The 16,053-nt window shown below is 41.2% G+C and carries 14 protein-coding genes; 1 reads left to right on the forward strand and 13 read right to left on the reverse strand.

What is annotated here, in order from left to right; translation table 11 throughout:
- Positions 1 to 23: 23 nt before the first annotated feature.
- From GARC_RS16990 to GARC_RS17030, 9 genes are all read right to left on the reverse strand, one after another.
- Positions 24 to 626: an ECF-type sigma factor gene (locus GARC_RS16990; RefSeq protein ID WP_007622429.1), complete on the reverse strand. Its 603-nt coding sequence runs from the start codon at positions 624 to 626 to the stop codon at positions 24 to 26.
- A 191-nt stretch (positions 627 to 817) separates the two neighbouring features.
- Entirely contained in the window at positions 818 to 3,016 is a 2,199-nt protein-coding gene (locus tag GARC_RS16995) for a xanthine dehydrogenase family protein molybdopterin-binding subunit (RefSeq protein ID WP_007622431.1), read from the reverse strand.
- 1 nt (position 3,017) lies between these two features.
- On the reverse strand, positions 3,018 to 3,485 hold the full coding sequence (locus GARC_RS17000; RefSeq protein WP_007622432.1) for a (2Fe-2S)-binding protein: 468 nt from the start codon (positions 3,483 to 3,485) through the stop codon (positions 3,018 to 3,020).
- Between the two features lie 88 nt (positions 3,486 to 3,573).
- On the reverse strand, positions 3,574 to 6,873 hold the full coding sequence (locus GARC_RS17005; RefSeq protein WP_007622433.1) for a S41 family peptidase: 3,300 nt from the start codon (positions 6,871 to 6,873) through the stop codon (positions 3,574 to 3,576).
- 86 nt (positions 6,874 to 6,959) lie between these two features.
- Positions 6,960 to 8,201, reverse strand: a complete 1,242-nt coding sequence (locus GARC_RS17010) for an ABC transporter permease (protein ID WP_007622434.1) — start codon at positions 8,199 to 8,201, stop codon at positions 6,960 to 6,962.
- On the reverse strand, positions 8,194 to 9,393 hold the full coding sequence (locus tag GARC_RS17015) for an efflux RND transporter periplasmic adaptor subunit (RefSeq protein WP_007622435.1): 1,200 nt from the start codon (positions 9,391 to 9,393) through the stop codon (positions 8,194 to 8,196). Before GARC_RS17015 ends, GARC_RS17010 begins: the two co-directional genes overlap by 8 nt.
- Positions 9,390 to 10,385, reverse strand: a complete 996-nt coding sequence (locus GARC_RS17020; RefSeq protein ID WP_007622436.1) for an HlyD family secretion protein — start codon at positions 10,383 to 10,385, stop codon at positions 9,390 to 9,392. Before GARC_RS17020 ends, GARC_RS17015 begins: the two co-directional genes overlap by 4 nt.
- Positions 10,382 to 11,383 carry an HlyD family secretion protein gene (locus tag GARC_RS17025; protein WP_007622437.1) on the reverse strand — a complete coding sequence of 334 codons (1,002 nt, stop codon included), beginning with the start codon at positions 11,381 to 11,383 and terminating at the stop codon, positions 10,382 to 10,384. The genes GARC_RS17020 and GARC_RS17025 overlap by 4 nt, the downstream gene beginning before the upstream one ends.
- A gap of 8 nt (positions 11,384 to 11,391) precedes the next feature.
- Positions 11,392 to 12,096 (reverse strand): ABC transporter ATP-binding protein, encoded by a 705-nt coding sequence (locus GARC_RS17030; RefSeq protein WP_007622439.1) that lies wholly within the window; start codon positions 12,094 to 12,096, stop codon positions 11,392 to 11,394.
- A gap of 276 nt (positions 12,097 to 12,372) precedes the next feature.
- Here GARC_RS17030 and GARC_RS17035 point away from each other — a divergent pair, with 276 nt between their 5' ends.
- Positions 12,373 to 13,011 carry an NAD(P)H-dependent oxidoreductase gene (locus GARC_RS17035; protein ID WP_007622441.1) on the forward strand — a complete coding sequence of 213 codons (639 nt, stop codon included), beginning with the start codon at positions 12,373 to 12,375 and terminating at the stop codon, positions 13,009 to 13,011.
- Positions 13,012 to 13,081: 70 nt separating this feature from the next.
- Here the strand turns inward: GARC_RS17035 and GARC_RS17040 are convergent, their stop codons facing one another.
- The 4 genes from GARC_RS17040 to GARC_RS17055 form a co-directional block, all read right to left on the reverse strand.
- The gene (locus GARC_RS17040) at positions 13,082 to 13,414 is read right to left on the reverse strand and encodes a DUF1244 domain-containing protein (protein ID WP_007622443.1); all 333 of its coding nucleotides are present in this window, start codon (positions 13,412 to 13,414) and stop codon (positions 13,082 to 13,084) included.
- 29 nt (positions 13,415 to 13,443) lie between these two features.
- Positions 13,444 to 14,031, reverse strand: coding sequence for a glutathione S-transferase family protein (locus tag GARC_RS17045; protein ID WP_007622445.1), 588 nt, complete (start codon positions 14,029 to 14,031; stop codon positions 13,444 to 13,446).
- A 191-nt stretch (positions 14,032 to 14,222) separates the two neighbouring features.
- The gene (locus GARC_RS27405) at positions 14,223 to 14,786 is read right to left on the reverse strand and encodes a hypothetical protein (RefSeq protein WP_007622447.1); all 564 of its coding nucleotides are present in this window, start codon (positions 14,784 to 14,786) and stop codon (positions 14,223 to 14,225) included.
- A gap of 244 nt (positions 14,787 to 15,030) precedes the next feature.
- Positions 15,031 to 16,053, reverse strand: a 1,023-nt coding sequence (locus GARC_RS17055; RefSeq protein ID WP_039989947.1) for an FG-GAP repeat domain-containing protein, incomplete at its 5' end; no start/stop codon positions are given.

Raw genomic sequence — 16,053 nt, forward strand, 5'->3', positions numbered from 1 at the left:
CCTTGTACAAAACTACAAAATCATTAAGAAAGGCATTGAGTACGCAGATATGCCTTAGCAGTAGATAGTTCGTTGTACACAGTGGACTTATTGATACCTAACTCGGTTTTTATATCATCAATGTCATAGCCAAGAAAATAATGTAGTAATGCCACATTATACGACCGAGGGGAAAGCTCTTGCAGTTTACTTAACGCCCCATCAAACAAAAAATAAGGTTCTGGGTCGTCTATCTGAACTAAAAAATCGGTTAGAAATTCATGCTCTTGAGTTCTTTTTCTGGCCGATTTAGCTTTTAGGTCATCCAGTAACATCCACCTGACATACGATGCTAGAGATAAATAAAATTGCTCTCTATTATCGAATATCTCACTGGGTGGTGTAAGACTGGCCAAAACATCATGTAACAAAGATGTTGTGTTAGGTAGTTGGTCGATAAGGTTCTGCGATGCGCCCTTCTGGGCTTTAGTGGATATTTGTTTTTTGACTATGCCTTTCAGATGGTAATAGATGATACTGCGCAATTGATTCGCACTGTCTAAATCATTGTCCACTATCCAGCTGTTTAATATTTCGGTAAAGGGCTGATCTTCATGAGTGGTAAAACTCGCTTGTTGTTGATCCATTATTTTAATTCAACTTATTATTATTGTTGTTATACAAGCTTTTTATGCCAGTCTTTGTTTCTGCCAGCCAAAGTTTATAACAAATAAATAATACATAACACAATGAATATTATGATTTTTTTGTTCCATAATAGAATTACAGACAAAAAAAAAGCCGCTGCTTTTAAGCAGCGGCATATTTTAATAAACTCTTACATCGACATAGGTTTAAAGGGCAAATCTCGATAACGTTTACCTGATGCTGCGAATACGGCATTAGCTAATGCTGGTGCAAATGGCCCTAGGCCAGGTTCACCTAAACCTGTAGGTTTGTAGTCATTTTCCATGAAATGCACATTAACTTGGGGCATTTCATTGATACGTAGCACTGGGTAATTATGGAAGTTTGAATTCACCACAGCGCCGTCTCTAAACACCACTTCGGTGCGCAATGATAGCGACATACCCATTACCACTGCGCCTTCCATTTGTGCGGTTGCACTATCAGTATTCAGCACTTGGCCACAGTCTACAATCGCATCTACTTCTAGCACTTTGATGTCTTCGCCATTAACTTCTACTCGAACAGCCATGGCTACATAAGTATTAAAACTATAATGCACCGCTATACCTAAACCTTGATTTTTAGGTAATTTGTCGCGGTTAGCCCAGTTGGACATTTTTGCGGCCATAGCCAATGCACCTTTTGAGCGTGCGACTTGTTCGGCTTGCTCGGCATTTTTGTTGTTGTCATAAATGCTGTTTAACAGGCTAACCGTGTCTTTTTTGGTTTTGTGTGCCAATTCATCGGCAGCACTACCAAAGGCAAAACCATAAAATATGGCGTAAACCGCTCGGTACCAACCAATTCGGGTATGGGCTTTAGCTTCACCTGTTTCACTGCGATAGTTAGCTATACCAAAAGGATGATTATCTACATCACCTAAATTATTGGCCGGAGCTCTATCAAGTGATGGGTCAAACAATGACGCTATAGCCGGAAAAGCTGCGCGGTGTAACCAGCCTGTCACATTGCCGTCTTTATCCACAGCCGCTTCAATATGCTGGGCATTAATTGAGTGGTAATAACCGGTGCGCATATCTTCTTCACGAGACCAGGTAAGTTGTACCGGTGCATTAACAGCCTGTGACAATACCGCGGCTTCGTGAACATAGTCACATTTAAACTTACGTCCAAACGCACCACCCGCCATAGTCACATTGACGAATATATCTTTTGGTTCACGTTTTAGGTATTGCCCTAACACTTTTTGAATATCGGCAGGACTTTGTGTGGCAGCCCACACTTCACAGCTGTCTTTTTGTACCCAAACCACTGAAGCATTGGGCTCCATAGGTGAGTGTGACAAATGCCCACCTGTGTAGGTAGCTTTCACCACGTGTTCGGCTTCTGCAAAGGCTTTAGTGATATCTCCGCGCTCGGCAGCAAGCTGAGCCGGGCTTTCTACATTTTTGACTAGCTGGGCTTTATAGGCCTTAGTGTCGTAACTTTGATGTTCGCCTAAGTCCCATTCAATCTTTAACTTTTTAAGAGCCTGTTGAGCCGTCCAAGTGTTGTCTGCTACTACTGCTACGCCACCTAGTGATCCAAAAGGCACTTCAAATCTTGGAATTTCGATGACATCAATCACACCTTTGACTTGTTTGGCGGCAGTTTTATCGACACTTTTTAGCTTGCCGCCCATAACGGGGCAATGGGTGATAGCCGCATATTTTAACCCTGGCATTTTGGTATCCACGCCGTAGGTTAATTTGCCCACCACTATGTCACCTTGATTGTGCCTAGCGATATCTTTACCGATATATTTGTAATCTTTCTTTTCTTTGAGGGTAACACTCGCTGGCACTTGCTCATTTGCAGCAAGGCTGGCTAACTCGCCATAACCGAGTTTTTGTTGATTATTTTTGTTGATGACAAAGTGGTTATCAGCCATACAATCTTGTGCTGGCACACCCCAGACTTTGGCGGCGGCTGCCACTAACATGACTTTGGCCGCTGCCCCTGCTTCACGCATGGGAATATACATAGTACGAATACTGGCCGAGCCGCCTGTGGCTTGAGAGCCGTATTTTTCTTCGTTACCTTCCCCCTGTTTAATGTTAACCCTTGTCCAATCGGCTTCGAGTTCGTCGGCTACAGCTGCAGGTAAGGCAGTGCTAATACCTTGGCCCATTTCACAGCGGCCACAGTAGATTAAGGTATCGCCGTTATCGGCAATATGGATAAAGGCATTGGGATTAAAGGTGCTGTCTTCGCCCATTTTAAAACCGGCTATAGTGGTTTGCGGCAAACTAATACCCAATACTAAACCACCTGTTGCTAAACCAGATTGTTTAAGGAATTTACGACGACTTTCATTTGATACAGTATTTTGTTTAGAAACGCTCATCTTAGGCCTCCTTATACATTTCTTCAGCGGCATCAGAAACGGCTTGTTTGATACGTTGATAGGTACCACAGCGGCAAATGTTACCTTGCATAGCATTGTCGATATCGTAACTACTAGGTTTTTTGTTGGTGGCTAAAAAACTGGCGGCGTTCATAATTTGCCCTGCCTGACAGTAACCACATTGGGGTACTTTATTGGCTAACCAGGCTTTTTGCAGCGGATGATCACCATTTTCAGAGAGCCCTTCAATTGTGGTAATGGTTTTACCAGCCACAGCCGACACTGGCATTACACAGGAACGTGTTGCCTGCCCATCGATATGCACAGTACAAGCACCGCATAAGCCCATACCACAACCAAACTTGGTCCCGGTTAATTCTAGTTTATCCCGCAAAAACCATAACAAAGGCATATCACCATCTACATCGATAGGATAACTTTTATCGTTAATCTTTATACTCTGACTCATCACTCTCTCCGCTTTACTTATGAGTAGGCTGAATCGATGTTCTGAGTCTGCCTGATTATTTTATTTACGCTGCAAGCCACACAGAAGTTTAACCTTGGATCGCAGGTGTAGGAAACTTAGGTGGCGTTATAGGTTTAGTTTTAATCTTTTTCAATTGTTTAATCAATTCCTGCACACCTCTGAGTAATTGTGGATCCTCACCTTTAGCCAGAGATTTAGCATCTTGATAGACCTCAATATCAGGGGCAACACCAATATTTTCCGCTACCCATTTGTTATTCATTGGGTCAAACACCGCATTATCTGGCGCAGTCAGTGCTCCGCCGTCTACTAAGGCGTAATGCACGGATGATTTGACTAAACCACCCCAAGTGCGTGCACCAATTAGCTTACCCACTTTTTGTTGACGAAACGCCCATGGAAAATAATCTCCCCCCGAGCCAGCTAACTCATTAATCAGTAACACTTTAGGTCCTTTTATCCCTAATGGTAACAACAGCGGTTTGCCGTTAGGCACTTCATTGGTGAGAGCTGAGCGGAGTTTTCGACTCATCAAATCCACCATGTAGTCATCTAAATAACCACCACCGTTGAAACGTTCATCAATTAACGCTCCTAACTTGTCTTGTTGGGCAAAGAAATAGCGATTAAATGAAACAAAGCCAGGTTCAGCGGTATTAGGTACCCATATATAGGCCAATTTGCCATCAGATAACTTGTCGACCAATCTACGATTATCTTCAACCCAAGCACGTTGCCTTAAGGAACTTTCTTTAGCAATTGGTTTAACTGTTATTTGCCAAGCTTCGCTGAAGTTAGGTTTATCGTTAATATGTAATACTGTTTGCTGATCCACTGTACCGTCTAAAAATTCATAAGGATTATCTGCACTGGTTAACTCTTGACCATTTACACCAACCAAATATTGCCCTTCGGCCACTTTTAAACCCGGCTGATCCAAAGGGCCTTTTAGTTTGGGATTCCAACTTTCAGCTGTAAATATTCGACTAAGCTGCCAACGCCCTTCTTTAGGGATTAAATCTGCACCTAATAAACCCGCGCTAGCCTTTGCTGTTTTGGGAAAATCGCCGCCAAACACAAAACTGTGACCTACCGACAATTCACCGTTCACCATATCCAACAAATAAGTTAGATCAGCGCGGTGTTTGATATGTTTGACTAAAGGTTCGTATCGGCTAAATACTTCATTCCAATCACGGCCGTGCATATTTTTATCGTAAAAATAATCTCGCTGATAACGCCATGCTTCTACAAACATCTGACGCCATTCTTTTTGACGGTCGAGGCTCATCATCAACTTAATATCAAAGGGTTTGTCTGGTTTAGCTGTAGGTTTATCTGCGTCCACCACAAACCATTTAGGGCCTTGTTTTATCAGTAATTTTTTATGGTTTGCAGAAATACTTACTGATTCAATGCCTTCTATAAAGGTTTTAGCTTCTCGTGTTTTTAGGTCGAACTTTAGCAACTCAAGCTCTCCTTCTTCGCCTTGTTTTTTGGCAAAAAACACCGTTCCTTCTGGCGCTGTCATAGTAAAAACATAATTTCCTACTGGCATGGGGAGCGGTAAAATACGCCTTTCAATATTATCGAAGTCTATTTTAATTAATTCTACCGATTCTTTTTCTGATTTTTTGTCTTCAGTCTCACCTTTTGCCGAAGCGCTGTCGTCGGCTGATTTTTCATCGTCTTTTTTAGGTTTGTCTTTTGGGGCTTCATTTTCTTCATTGTTTTCCTCATCACTGCGCGGAGCAAAAGGCGAGGTTTCATCTGCTAACAAGCTCACAACATAAGGTGCGTACTCTGCATCAGCTGCCATTGAACTGGTATTTGCCCAACCACTATTTAAGCCATAATCGGTGCTGGCCAAGAAATACAAATATTTACTATTTTGATCCCATGCAGGTGACAAAGAATTAGCAAATTTATTGGTTAAAAAATGCGTTTTTTGGCTGTCTACTGAATAGATTTTGATTTGCTGAAAGTTGTTATCAGCCGTTTTTACATAAGCCAATTGATTGGAATCAGGAGACCAAGCTAAATCGTTTCTACCTCGTTCCATATTGTTGCCGCCGACATCAAGGGTTTTGATGTTTTTAGTGGCTAATTCTATTAAACGAATACGCACATCATCGTCTACAAACGCAATATACTTACCATCAGGAGACCATATTGGTTCCCAGGCCATTTTTGACTCTCCAATTGCTATAGATTGTAGCTCTGACAAACCATCTTGAGACTGCAACATCAGCTGATAACCTTGTTCACCTTTATCAGAAAACCAAGCAATGTGCTCTCCATCAGGTGACCAAATGGGCGCTCTGTCTGCAGCATCAGAAGATTGCGTGAGATTTCGTACACTGCCATGTTCCACTGGAACCGTGAATATTTCACCACGAGAGGCCATGAGCGCTCGTTTTCCTGTAGGTGATAACGAAGCAGAGTTTGCCTTTTTCCCCACATCTTGCCATTTGGTTTCAGCCCAAGGGAAATCGCCGATTAGGGTTATGGATAATTTTTGCAGTTGTTCAGTGGCTAAATCAAAGGTAAACAAATCACCGTTTTGTTCCAATATTAACTGTTTGCCATTAGTGCCTAATTGTTTGATATCAGCGTTTTTAAATTCGGTGATTTGTTTGAGTCTTTTTCGTTTTACAGAATATGACCAGACATTCGAAACCCAATCTCTGTCTGATAAGAAATAAACTGTATCGCCCACCCAAACAGGTTCAATATCTATGGTTGAGTCGCTGTCGATCATAGTTTCTTTAAGACTGTCTAGATCAACCACCACTAGAGGAGTATTTTGGCCACCTCTATAGTTACGCCATTCACCATCCCAACGCGACATACGGTCAATAACCATTTGATTGCCATCAGCTGAATAGGCACCATTATATGCCCATTGGTCGAGCACTAACTCGGCTGAACCGCCTTTGGTTGATATAGTCCACAAACGGTTAATAGGCCTGGGGGCAGTATCACGACCGGAAACAAACAAGACCTTTTGCCCATCAGGTGTCCAACCTCGTACACTGCCACCAGCGGCATGCCATGATAATCTCTTAGGCTGGCCACCATTAGTGGGCATAACGTAAACTGAATCAGTTCCAGAGCGATTAGATGAAAACGCGATACTTTGACCATCGGGAGAAAAGTGGGGGTGGCTTTCTACTGCTGCAGTGCTGGTCAACCTTTTACTATTTTGCCCCGATAAATCGGTTATCCAAATATCAGCTGCATGCACAAATGCGATATGGCTATCGCTAATACTAGGTTGTCGCAATAGTCGAGTTTCTTCGGCAAAAGACTGGGGTAATATAAATATGCTGGCCACAATTAATAACCATGGTAAAAACTTAATCATTCGGTGTTCCTTTTGATGATGAGCACTAAGAAGTCTAATTAGCGGCTTAAGTTACACTCCAACTGTACATTTTTTAGCCAGCTAGCTCAATCACTGTGTAAAGCATCAATAGGATTAAGTTGTGAGGCTTTGATAGCCGGATAAACACCAAAACCAATGCCCACAGCCATACAAATAGTCAACGACAAACCAATAGCCATGATTGACCAACTCACCGCCCAACCTGAATAAAAGCCTATAACTTCGGATAGGATCAGTCCAAAGGCAATCCCTAACAAACCACCTAATACAGAAATAGTGAAACTTTCGGCAATAAACTGCATTTTGATATTTTTTTGTGTGGCACCAACCGCCCGAAGCAAGCCAATTTCTTTGGTTCGTTCAAGTACGTTGGCTAACATAATATTCATTATTCCTATGCCGCCGACCAATAAAGAAATACCCGCCACACAAGCCATAACAATATTGAATATTTGTTGAGTTTGTTTTTGTTGCGCCAACAAAGCCGCGGGAATAACCAACTGATAATCATCAGCTTCACCATGGCGCAACTTAAACAAGTGTGACACCGCTTTTGCCGCTACTATAGGATCGGTTCCCTCAGAAATTTTTAGCTTAACCAAATCCAATTCACTGGCTAATGCCGGACTACTGAGTTTTTTCATACTGGTGCTAAGAGGCACAAAAATGCGCGCACTGTCACCGCCTATCTTCACTCCTTGAAACTCATCTTTATCAAAAAATGGATTGTTTAAAACACCTACCACCTCAAGCCATAAGTGATTCACTTTTAGGTATTGCCCTACAGCTTGGTTGCCTTGAAACAATTGTTCGGCTGCATTGGCACCAATGACGGCGACTTGGGACACATTTTTATCATCTTGCTCTGTTAACAGGCGCCCAGTTTGCACTTGCATATTAGATAATCTGAAATGGCTATCACTGACCCCTACCACTTTTAAATCGGCGCTGCCTAGGTCGCTGTAAACTGATTGGGTTTTTATGTGCCTTTCGGCGCTGTAATCTTCAACAAAAGGTAAGGTTTGCCTAGCGGCATCAACATCTGCCATGGTTAATCCCAAGGACTCTTGGCGTATTTCGTTAAGCTCATCATCAGCAAACTGTTTAGCTTCAATAATTAAGTTTCGAAGTCCCATGGAATCAATCATTTTTAAGGCCTGACGTTCAGCACCTTCACCAATATTAAGCATAGCGATCACTGCGCCAACACCAAAAATCATTCCTAGCAGTGTTAACATAGTGCGCAATTTATGTGCGGCCATCTCGGCCAGTGCGTCTAACACTAGTGGCAAAAAGCTATTATTCATAAGTACTCCGCAACGCGTCTTCTGGGACACTTAAAGCGATAATGTCACCGGCCTTTAAGCCTTCAACAATCTCAACAAAATAAAGGTTTTTGTCTGCGGTTTTGACTGGGCGTCGGGTAAAACTGCGGCCGTCTTTTATATACACATAATTTTCGCTTTTTTCGTTGAATATGGCTTGTAATGGAATCACTATTTTAGTCTGGGTATTTGTGACATTTACCGTGCCGGACACTTTTGCGCCGGGCTGTAAAGTGGTAGATTGTTCATCTAGTGAAACCAGTAACTCAAAATATTTAGTGGGGTTACCGCGCTTAACTGTGCGAGAAAATCCTGAAACAGTCAGCACCTCTCCCTCTAGTTTTTCATCTGGGTAAGCATCCAAGGTTAGGTTCACTGTCTGACCTACCTCTAAATCTATGGCATTTTTATCCAACACATATAACTTAGCCTGCATCTTTTCTAAATTCGGGATTGTGGCAATAGTACTTCCTGGAAACACAGTTTGCCCAATACTGGCCTTATCGCCTCGCCAGTTTTTTTCGTATACCAACATACCATCGTAAGGGGCTATGACCTCTAACTGAGAAAGTGCTGACTGGTGCTGCTGAAATTTAGCCTGATGGCCTCCTTTACGAATATCCAACACTGCTAAAGCACTTTGATTTCTATCATCAATACTGCTTTCTTTCCATTCAATAAACTCTTCCTTAGCGCCAAGATAATCTCGGTTTGACAAAGTGTCGATAATTTCTAATTTGGAATACAGCCTTAGATCATCAATGGCAAAAGCATCTACAAATTTAAATTCTTTTCCTACTAATACCTTGTCAGAATCCAACTCGTTTTGTTGCTGGCTTTCTTGGGCATTTTGTTTGCGCATGTCCATATCTAGCAGCATCATTTCCAATTCTTCTTCACGACTATCAAGTAGCAGTTGCTCTGCATCAAAACGAGCCACAACTTGGCCCTTGGTTACCCAGCTATTTTCCTCAGCCAGCCAATCAATAATCATGGGACTACGGCCTGGAGTGTTGATCCTTTCAGCTTGCGCTGCTTCTAATTCACCCACAGCCGGAATAACCACTGCAAAACCTTTTGGCTCCACTTGGTATAAAGGCACAGTAGATTGTGGTGACTCACTGCAGGCGCCTAAAAATAATATGCAGGCACTCAATAAAATCCATTTATTCATTGATCTACAACCTCAATTTTTGCTTTCATGCCTGGACGCATGACATCTGGCCTTGTTTTACCGAGTTCAATTTGAGCATCAAATATCACCTTAGGGTTGTTAGCTGATTTGGGATAAAACGCATGCCCTAACTTAGTGATCGTACCCATATATGCCATTTCAGGATAGGCTTCAAAAATCACTCTTACCCCTTGGCCTTGTTTAAGTTTGGCTTTGTCTGGTTCGGAAAATTCAGCTTTTAAGGCAACGGCATCCAGTGATGGCAATTGCATTAAGCTTTGCCCCATGTAGACGGTTTCACCCACAACTGCTTTTTCACCATTACCATTTTCTTGGTACATGACTAAACCATCTTTAGGCGCTTTTACGCTAAGTTTGACAATTTCTTGTTGGATCCTATTGACCCGACTTTGCATAATTTTTATTTTGCCTACAGATACTTTTTCATTAATCACCATAGCCTTTTTATGGTGGGCTAATTTTTGTTTAGCTTGGGCCAAGCCCTCAGTTTGATATCGAAAATCAGCCTGCTGTTTTAGGCGTTCAATATTTGAGCTGGATTCATCGACTATTTCGGCTTTACGTTTGGCCTTTTTATATTCCATTTCTGCTTCGGCAAGCTTTAACATTAAATCTTGTGTTGTTGCGTCATCTTTCAACTTGTCGCTTTCTGCTTTTTTAATCTCAGCTTCGAGTTGACTTTGTTTACCAATCAAATCATTTTTTATTCGTTGCCCATCAAACACTAAGATGACTTCGCCTTCTTTTACTTGTTTATTTTCGGCCGCCATTTTTTGAATTTTGTATTGCCACATCCGGGATATATTAGGTGGCCCAATAGTGGCATTTTTCAAAGAGATAAGTTCTGCAGAGGCAGTCACTTTGGGAGATACCACTTCCTCTTCCACAGACTCTTTTTTATCCTGGCAGGCTACTAAGAGAATACTGCTTAAACCCAGAATTATTTTGAAAATATAAGTCATGCTTCTCATATAGGAAGCACCTTATTTGCATGGGGCTGGAGCGCTAGATCGTCATGCTTTAACTGCACTCGTACACTCATACCAGGGAAGATAGCTTGTTTAAGCGGCTCAACAAAACCTAATTCAACTCGGTAATAAGCGCTGTCGCTCCATTGGCTTTTTTGTTCGGCCTGACTCGATACTGATATCACCTTTCCAGTGTATGATTGCTCGGGATAGGCATCTAAAGTCAAAACAAAACTACTTTTTTCTAAATCAATTCGTGCCGCGTCTATTTCATGTAGCCAAGCAGAGACTTGATAAGTTGAAGCGGCTTGCACTGTTAACACTTCCCAACTGGATTGGATATTCATGCCAATTGCCACTTTTTGCGGCATCCATCGATGCATTGCATGGGTCACTGGGCCTGTGACTTTAGCTTTAACACTTAGTTTTTCTAGCTGGCTGCGTTGATAGGTAATTTGTTCTTGGAGCTTAAGGATTTCGATATTTTTTTTGTTTAACTCAACCTGTTGTTCTTCTAGCTTAAGCTTGTAGTTTTCTTGGGCTTTAATTTTGGTAGTTAAGGCTTTTTCATATTCGATAACACTTTTGCCTTTTTCGTAGGCGCTCACTTCACCGTCTGGCACTGATGCTTCGATACGATTTTTTTCAACCATAATATTGGCTAATTTTAATGCGCCATCGGCCTCAAGTACGGCTTGCCCTTTGTCCATTTCTAATTTTAATAATTCTAAGGCATCCGTCTCTAGTTTTTCCTCATTCACTTCTAGCTGCGATTCGATACCGCCTGAATCAAATACAACAACTAAGTCCCCTTCTTTAACAATACTGCCTTCATCTGCCATCCACTGTATTTGTACTTGCCAGCGATTAGTTTTAGGCGCTGTGATTAAATGATAGTTTGAGGATGAAATAATACCGGTGAGCAGCGTGACCTGTTCATTAGCTTTTGCATAACCAGCAACCAGAAAAACAATCAAAATAAGATAATTTCTAAATAACATAAATTCTATTAACCTTTTGCCACTACAGGCACTTGTTGGCCTGTACCTGTGTCTTGCAGTATTTGTCCATCACGCATAGTGATCACTCTTTGTGCATAAGTGGCAATATCGTCTTCGTGTGTGACCATCACTATGGTTTGACCTTGTTGATGTAAATCGGTCAATAAGCTCATAATTTCTACTGAAGTTTTGCTGTCCAAGTTTCCTGTAGGTTCATCAGCCAGTACCACTGTGGGTCGATTAATGAGCGCCCTAGCAATAGCCACACGTTGCCGCTGGCCACCAGACATTTCGAAAGGTTTGTGAGTTTTACGATGCCCTAAACCGACTTTATCTAAAAGCTCATGGGCACGATCGTTGGCTTCTTCTTCTGAGACATCGCTAAAACGCAACGGCAACTTCACATTACCTATAGCATCCAACTTAGGTAACAAATGGAAGGTCTGAAAGATAAACCCAATATGTTTGTTGCGAATAGCCGATAGAGTGTCGTCGTCCATAGTCGCGACATCTTTGTTATCCAAAAAATACTGGCCGTTATTAGGGGTGTCTAAGCAACCCAAAATATTCATCAAGGTAGATTTACCCGAGCCTGAGCTGCCCATAAAGGCTACAAATTCATTTTGTTGGATGGTGAGTGATATATCTGTAAGCGCATGGACTATTTCAGATCCATTGGCAAAGGATTTGGCAATATTACGAAGTTCGAGCATGATAATCTGACTACAATGGCGTTAGGCTTACCTTATACAGATGCTCGTCAACTATCAATGCAGTGGCCACTAAACCGCAGGATAGCCCCTTGGTTTAACTGTTTCAAAATATGTCTAGGTTAATAGCCGATTTAACTAAACTCACTGAGTCTTTTGTTAGTTACCCATTGATAATGAGCCTACTCGCCTATATCAATGGTTGCTAGCTGCTGACTTCATAATTTAAATGCAAAGCCAGCCTAATGTTAAATTGACCATACTAACTGAGAACAATATATGTCTGAATTATTGCAAGATTTGCAATGGCGTTATGCCACAAAAAAAATGGATCCTACCAAAGCCGTCAGCACCGAAAACGTTGATTTTATATTAGAAGCCATTCGTTTGAGTGCCAGTTCCAGTGGTTTACAACCTTATGACGTAATAGTTGTCACTAACCCAGAAATACGCGCACAAATTGTGCCTCATGCTTGGAACCAACAACAAATCAGCGATGGCTCCCACTTATTAGTTTTTGCAGCATGGGACAATTATACAGCCGAACGTATTAATACTATGTTTGATTTGGTTAACGAGAAACGTGGCTTTAAAAACGAAGGCTGGGAAAACTATCGTCAAATGTTACTGAATACTTACCCTTCTCGTGATCCAGAAACAAACTTTCAACATGCAGCACGACAAGCTTATATTGGCTTAGGTTCGGCTCTCATTGCCGCCGCTGAAATGAAAGTAGATAGCACCCCTATGGAAGGCTTTAGCCCAGATAAAGTCGATGAAATACTCGGCCTTAAAGAACGCGGATTAAAATCTGTTGTATTGTTGCCTTTAGGTTACCGCGCCGACGAAGGTGATTGGTTAGTCAATTTAGAAAAAGTGCGACGTCCCACCGATAGTTTTATCACTCAAGTTAGTTAAATGTGCGTCAGCCATATTCAGCAGTTGAATATGGCTACTTTAATTTCTAATTGGAAGTGCAACAGTAGTTTTATTGGCAGCCTGAAGTTGAAGGTTCAGTGGCGGCTTTTTTAGCCTCTTGTCTAGCTTCAAATCCTGCCATTTGTTCTGCCGTAGCAGGTAACTGATATTTATCTTTCCATTCACTAAACGGCATACCATAAACTGCTTCACGGGCTTGATCGTAATCCATCTCAGCACCTTGATCTTTTGCCGCCGCCATATACCACTTAGCTAAGCAGTTACGACAAAAATCTGCCAATATCATTAAGTCTATATTTTGCACGTCTTTGTTAGCATCGAGGTGTTTGAGCAGATGTCTAAAAGCCGCGGCTTCGGCGTTAGTTTGTTGTAGTTGGTTCATATAAGGGCCTGTTTGTAGTTCAACTTAAATTATTTACGTGGGTCGGTGGCAGTAACTTCAATTCGTTGGGTATTATCATCATGAAACGCCAATAAGTCTGTTAATCCCTGCATATTATGCAAATTCCTAAACTCTATCCAATCAATTAAACAATACAGGCATATTGCAGGGTAGTTCCAACTGACAAACTGTTTATCTGCCACCATCTCATTTAAATGCACTAATACTGCGTTGACTCGTTCTTTTTGTAGCTTAAAAAATAACTTATCTTCATCCGCTTGAATATCTGAATTAGACAAGATAAACATTTGCACCAAAGAGTCATTGGCGGCATCAATTAGAGTGAGTTGATTTTCTTGATCCCAACTTAAGCTAGGATCTGAAAATTTGGCGCTTAAGTAACGAAAAATCACTCTGGAATCAAATATAACCTGCAACTCTCCATCTGACTCATCTTCTAACATAGGAATTTTCATAGTCGGATTTTTAGCAGCAAGAAGTTCTCTATCTTGATCAGAAAAAATCAACAAATTGATAAATTCATGTTCAGTATTGGCTAACCAAATACGTAGCCGACGCACATAAGGAGAGGTAGTAGAACCATACAATTTCAACATAATAAACCCTTAGAAAAATGAACATAGAAACAAATTATCACGGCCTTAAACAGTAGAGGGAACTGCGGTTTAAGGCAAACAAAATTGTTCATTGGTATTAGTATTAACTGTATAAAAAAGACATATTCGAAAATACACTAAAAGGCCAAAATACATCTTGGCCAATTCATTGGCATGTTAATAACTCAGCGTTAAATCACCAACACCTTAATGGAATTATCGCAGCTAGGTAGAGTTAGTTGGCTACCTGGAGTCAACACTTGAATTTGGTCGTAGTCGATATTTTCTAAGTTAGCTTTAATGTTTGTTTCAAATATCTCCGCCTGTTGTCCGATCATGTGTCCTTGCTCACCCAAGGCATCAAAACTTTGTTGATGCACTTGCATAAATTTATTAAATTCTTCAACGACTAAATTTTGTTGTTCAAGTACGGCTTTATTGATGTGCAATGTTTCGTCTGTTTCTTGGATGGCCAATTCCGTTAACTTTTCTATTTCATCTGTATATAACGAAATCTCTTGTGCAATATTTTGAATCGGCATTTCTAAAATCTGCATTTTTTGCTCTTGCTGCTTCAAAGCTAGATAAGCTTCAAGCTGCTTGGCTGTCATAACTTTGTCGCTAACAACGTCACAATTTTTAAGGGCAATAACCGAATAATCACTGGCTTTGTTTGTACCTGACAAAGCTAAAGCGACTTGGACAAATAAAATAGATACAGCTGAGGCAATAACAAGTTTTGAAGTGATGTGCATAAGTAAACCTTTTAGTTGTGTATTCAATGTTTAAGTCGAGTACACAACTAAAAAAGTTTTAGCTGGTGATGAGAAGTTTTTTTGTACAGTTAAATTTCAATATTTAGCCGTTACGTTTTTGGCAATAAAAACCCAGTAGATACTAGGTTACATTGAATATAGTAGAGGCTTTATTAAGTGATAATTCACAATGTAAATGGAGTCACAACAACGTCAGACTTGCTATGACTCCGTATCAAACTTTTTAGCGCATATATTGTTGTCGACGCAAACGATATAACACTAGCCCCATTAAGGCGATAAGAATTATTCCCATACTGCCGCCTTTTGAACCTTTAGTTACTGTCACTGTGGTAGTAGTAACAGATGATGGTGGTGGAGGTGTTACAGGTTTAACGGGCGTAACAGGCGTAACATTACTCGCCGAGATTGACACTGTACCATCGGCAATCATAAAACCACTTAAAGCACCTACATTCCAATCTTCTGCAACTGCTAAGTTGTATACAGTACCGTCATCTGAGATTGTGCCAGATTTATTAATTAACACATTGACAGCCTTTTTATCCGTTGCACTTAGCGTGAGTGTAAAAGATGTCGGACTCGTAATATCAACATCTGCAGTGTTAGTTAGCCCATAACTACCGCTACCTTCTCCCGTTAAGGTAAAAGCTGAAGCGTCAATGTCATTATTCAAACCCGTTTGACTGGCAAAATCATCTCCAATTACCGTCAATTCCCCTGTCAAGGCATCATAAGTTGAGTTAGAAATATTGGGCGCTACAACATACGACAGCTCTATTTTTGAGAGGGCTGGGCTTATTGTGGGTGACAATGAATTCAATTGTGCACGCCAGCGTATATCATCAGTGCCAACCTCAGGAAAGATAAACGGCACACCTGACAAAACACGATACCACTTAGCGCCACCATTATTGGTGATGTAATAATCAATAGAAGTGTTGCGAGTCGTGGCTGTATTCGCTGTTTCGGTAGCCGTTAGCGTAACCGCTTCTATACCTACAGCTGCGCCATTCACTTTGATTGAATAAACGTTATTTGCATCAACATTGTAAGAAATAAGCTTATACAACTTGTTGATTTGAGAATGATTACCTTCCAAAAGGTCTAGGTCTCCGTCGCTGTCCACATCCCCTAAGGCGATAGCATAGGTATTATCTGTTTCACTGCCTATGTTTGTGCCTGTTGCCGCAAAACCGCCGTTACCATTATTCAGGTATAATTTATTGATTAGGCCATAATTACC

Source organism: Paraglaciecola arctica BSs20135 (genome assembly GCF_000314995.1).
Taxonomy (GTDB): domain Bacteria; phylum Pseudomonadota; class Gammaproteobacteria; order Enterobacterales; family Alteromonadaceae; genus Paraglaciecola; species Paraglaciecola arctica.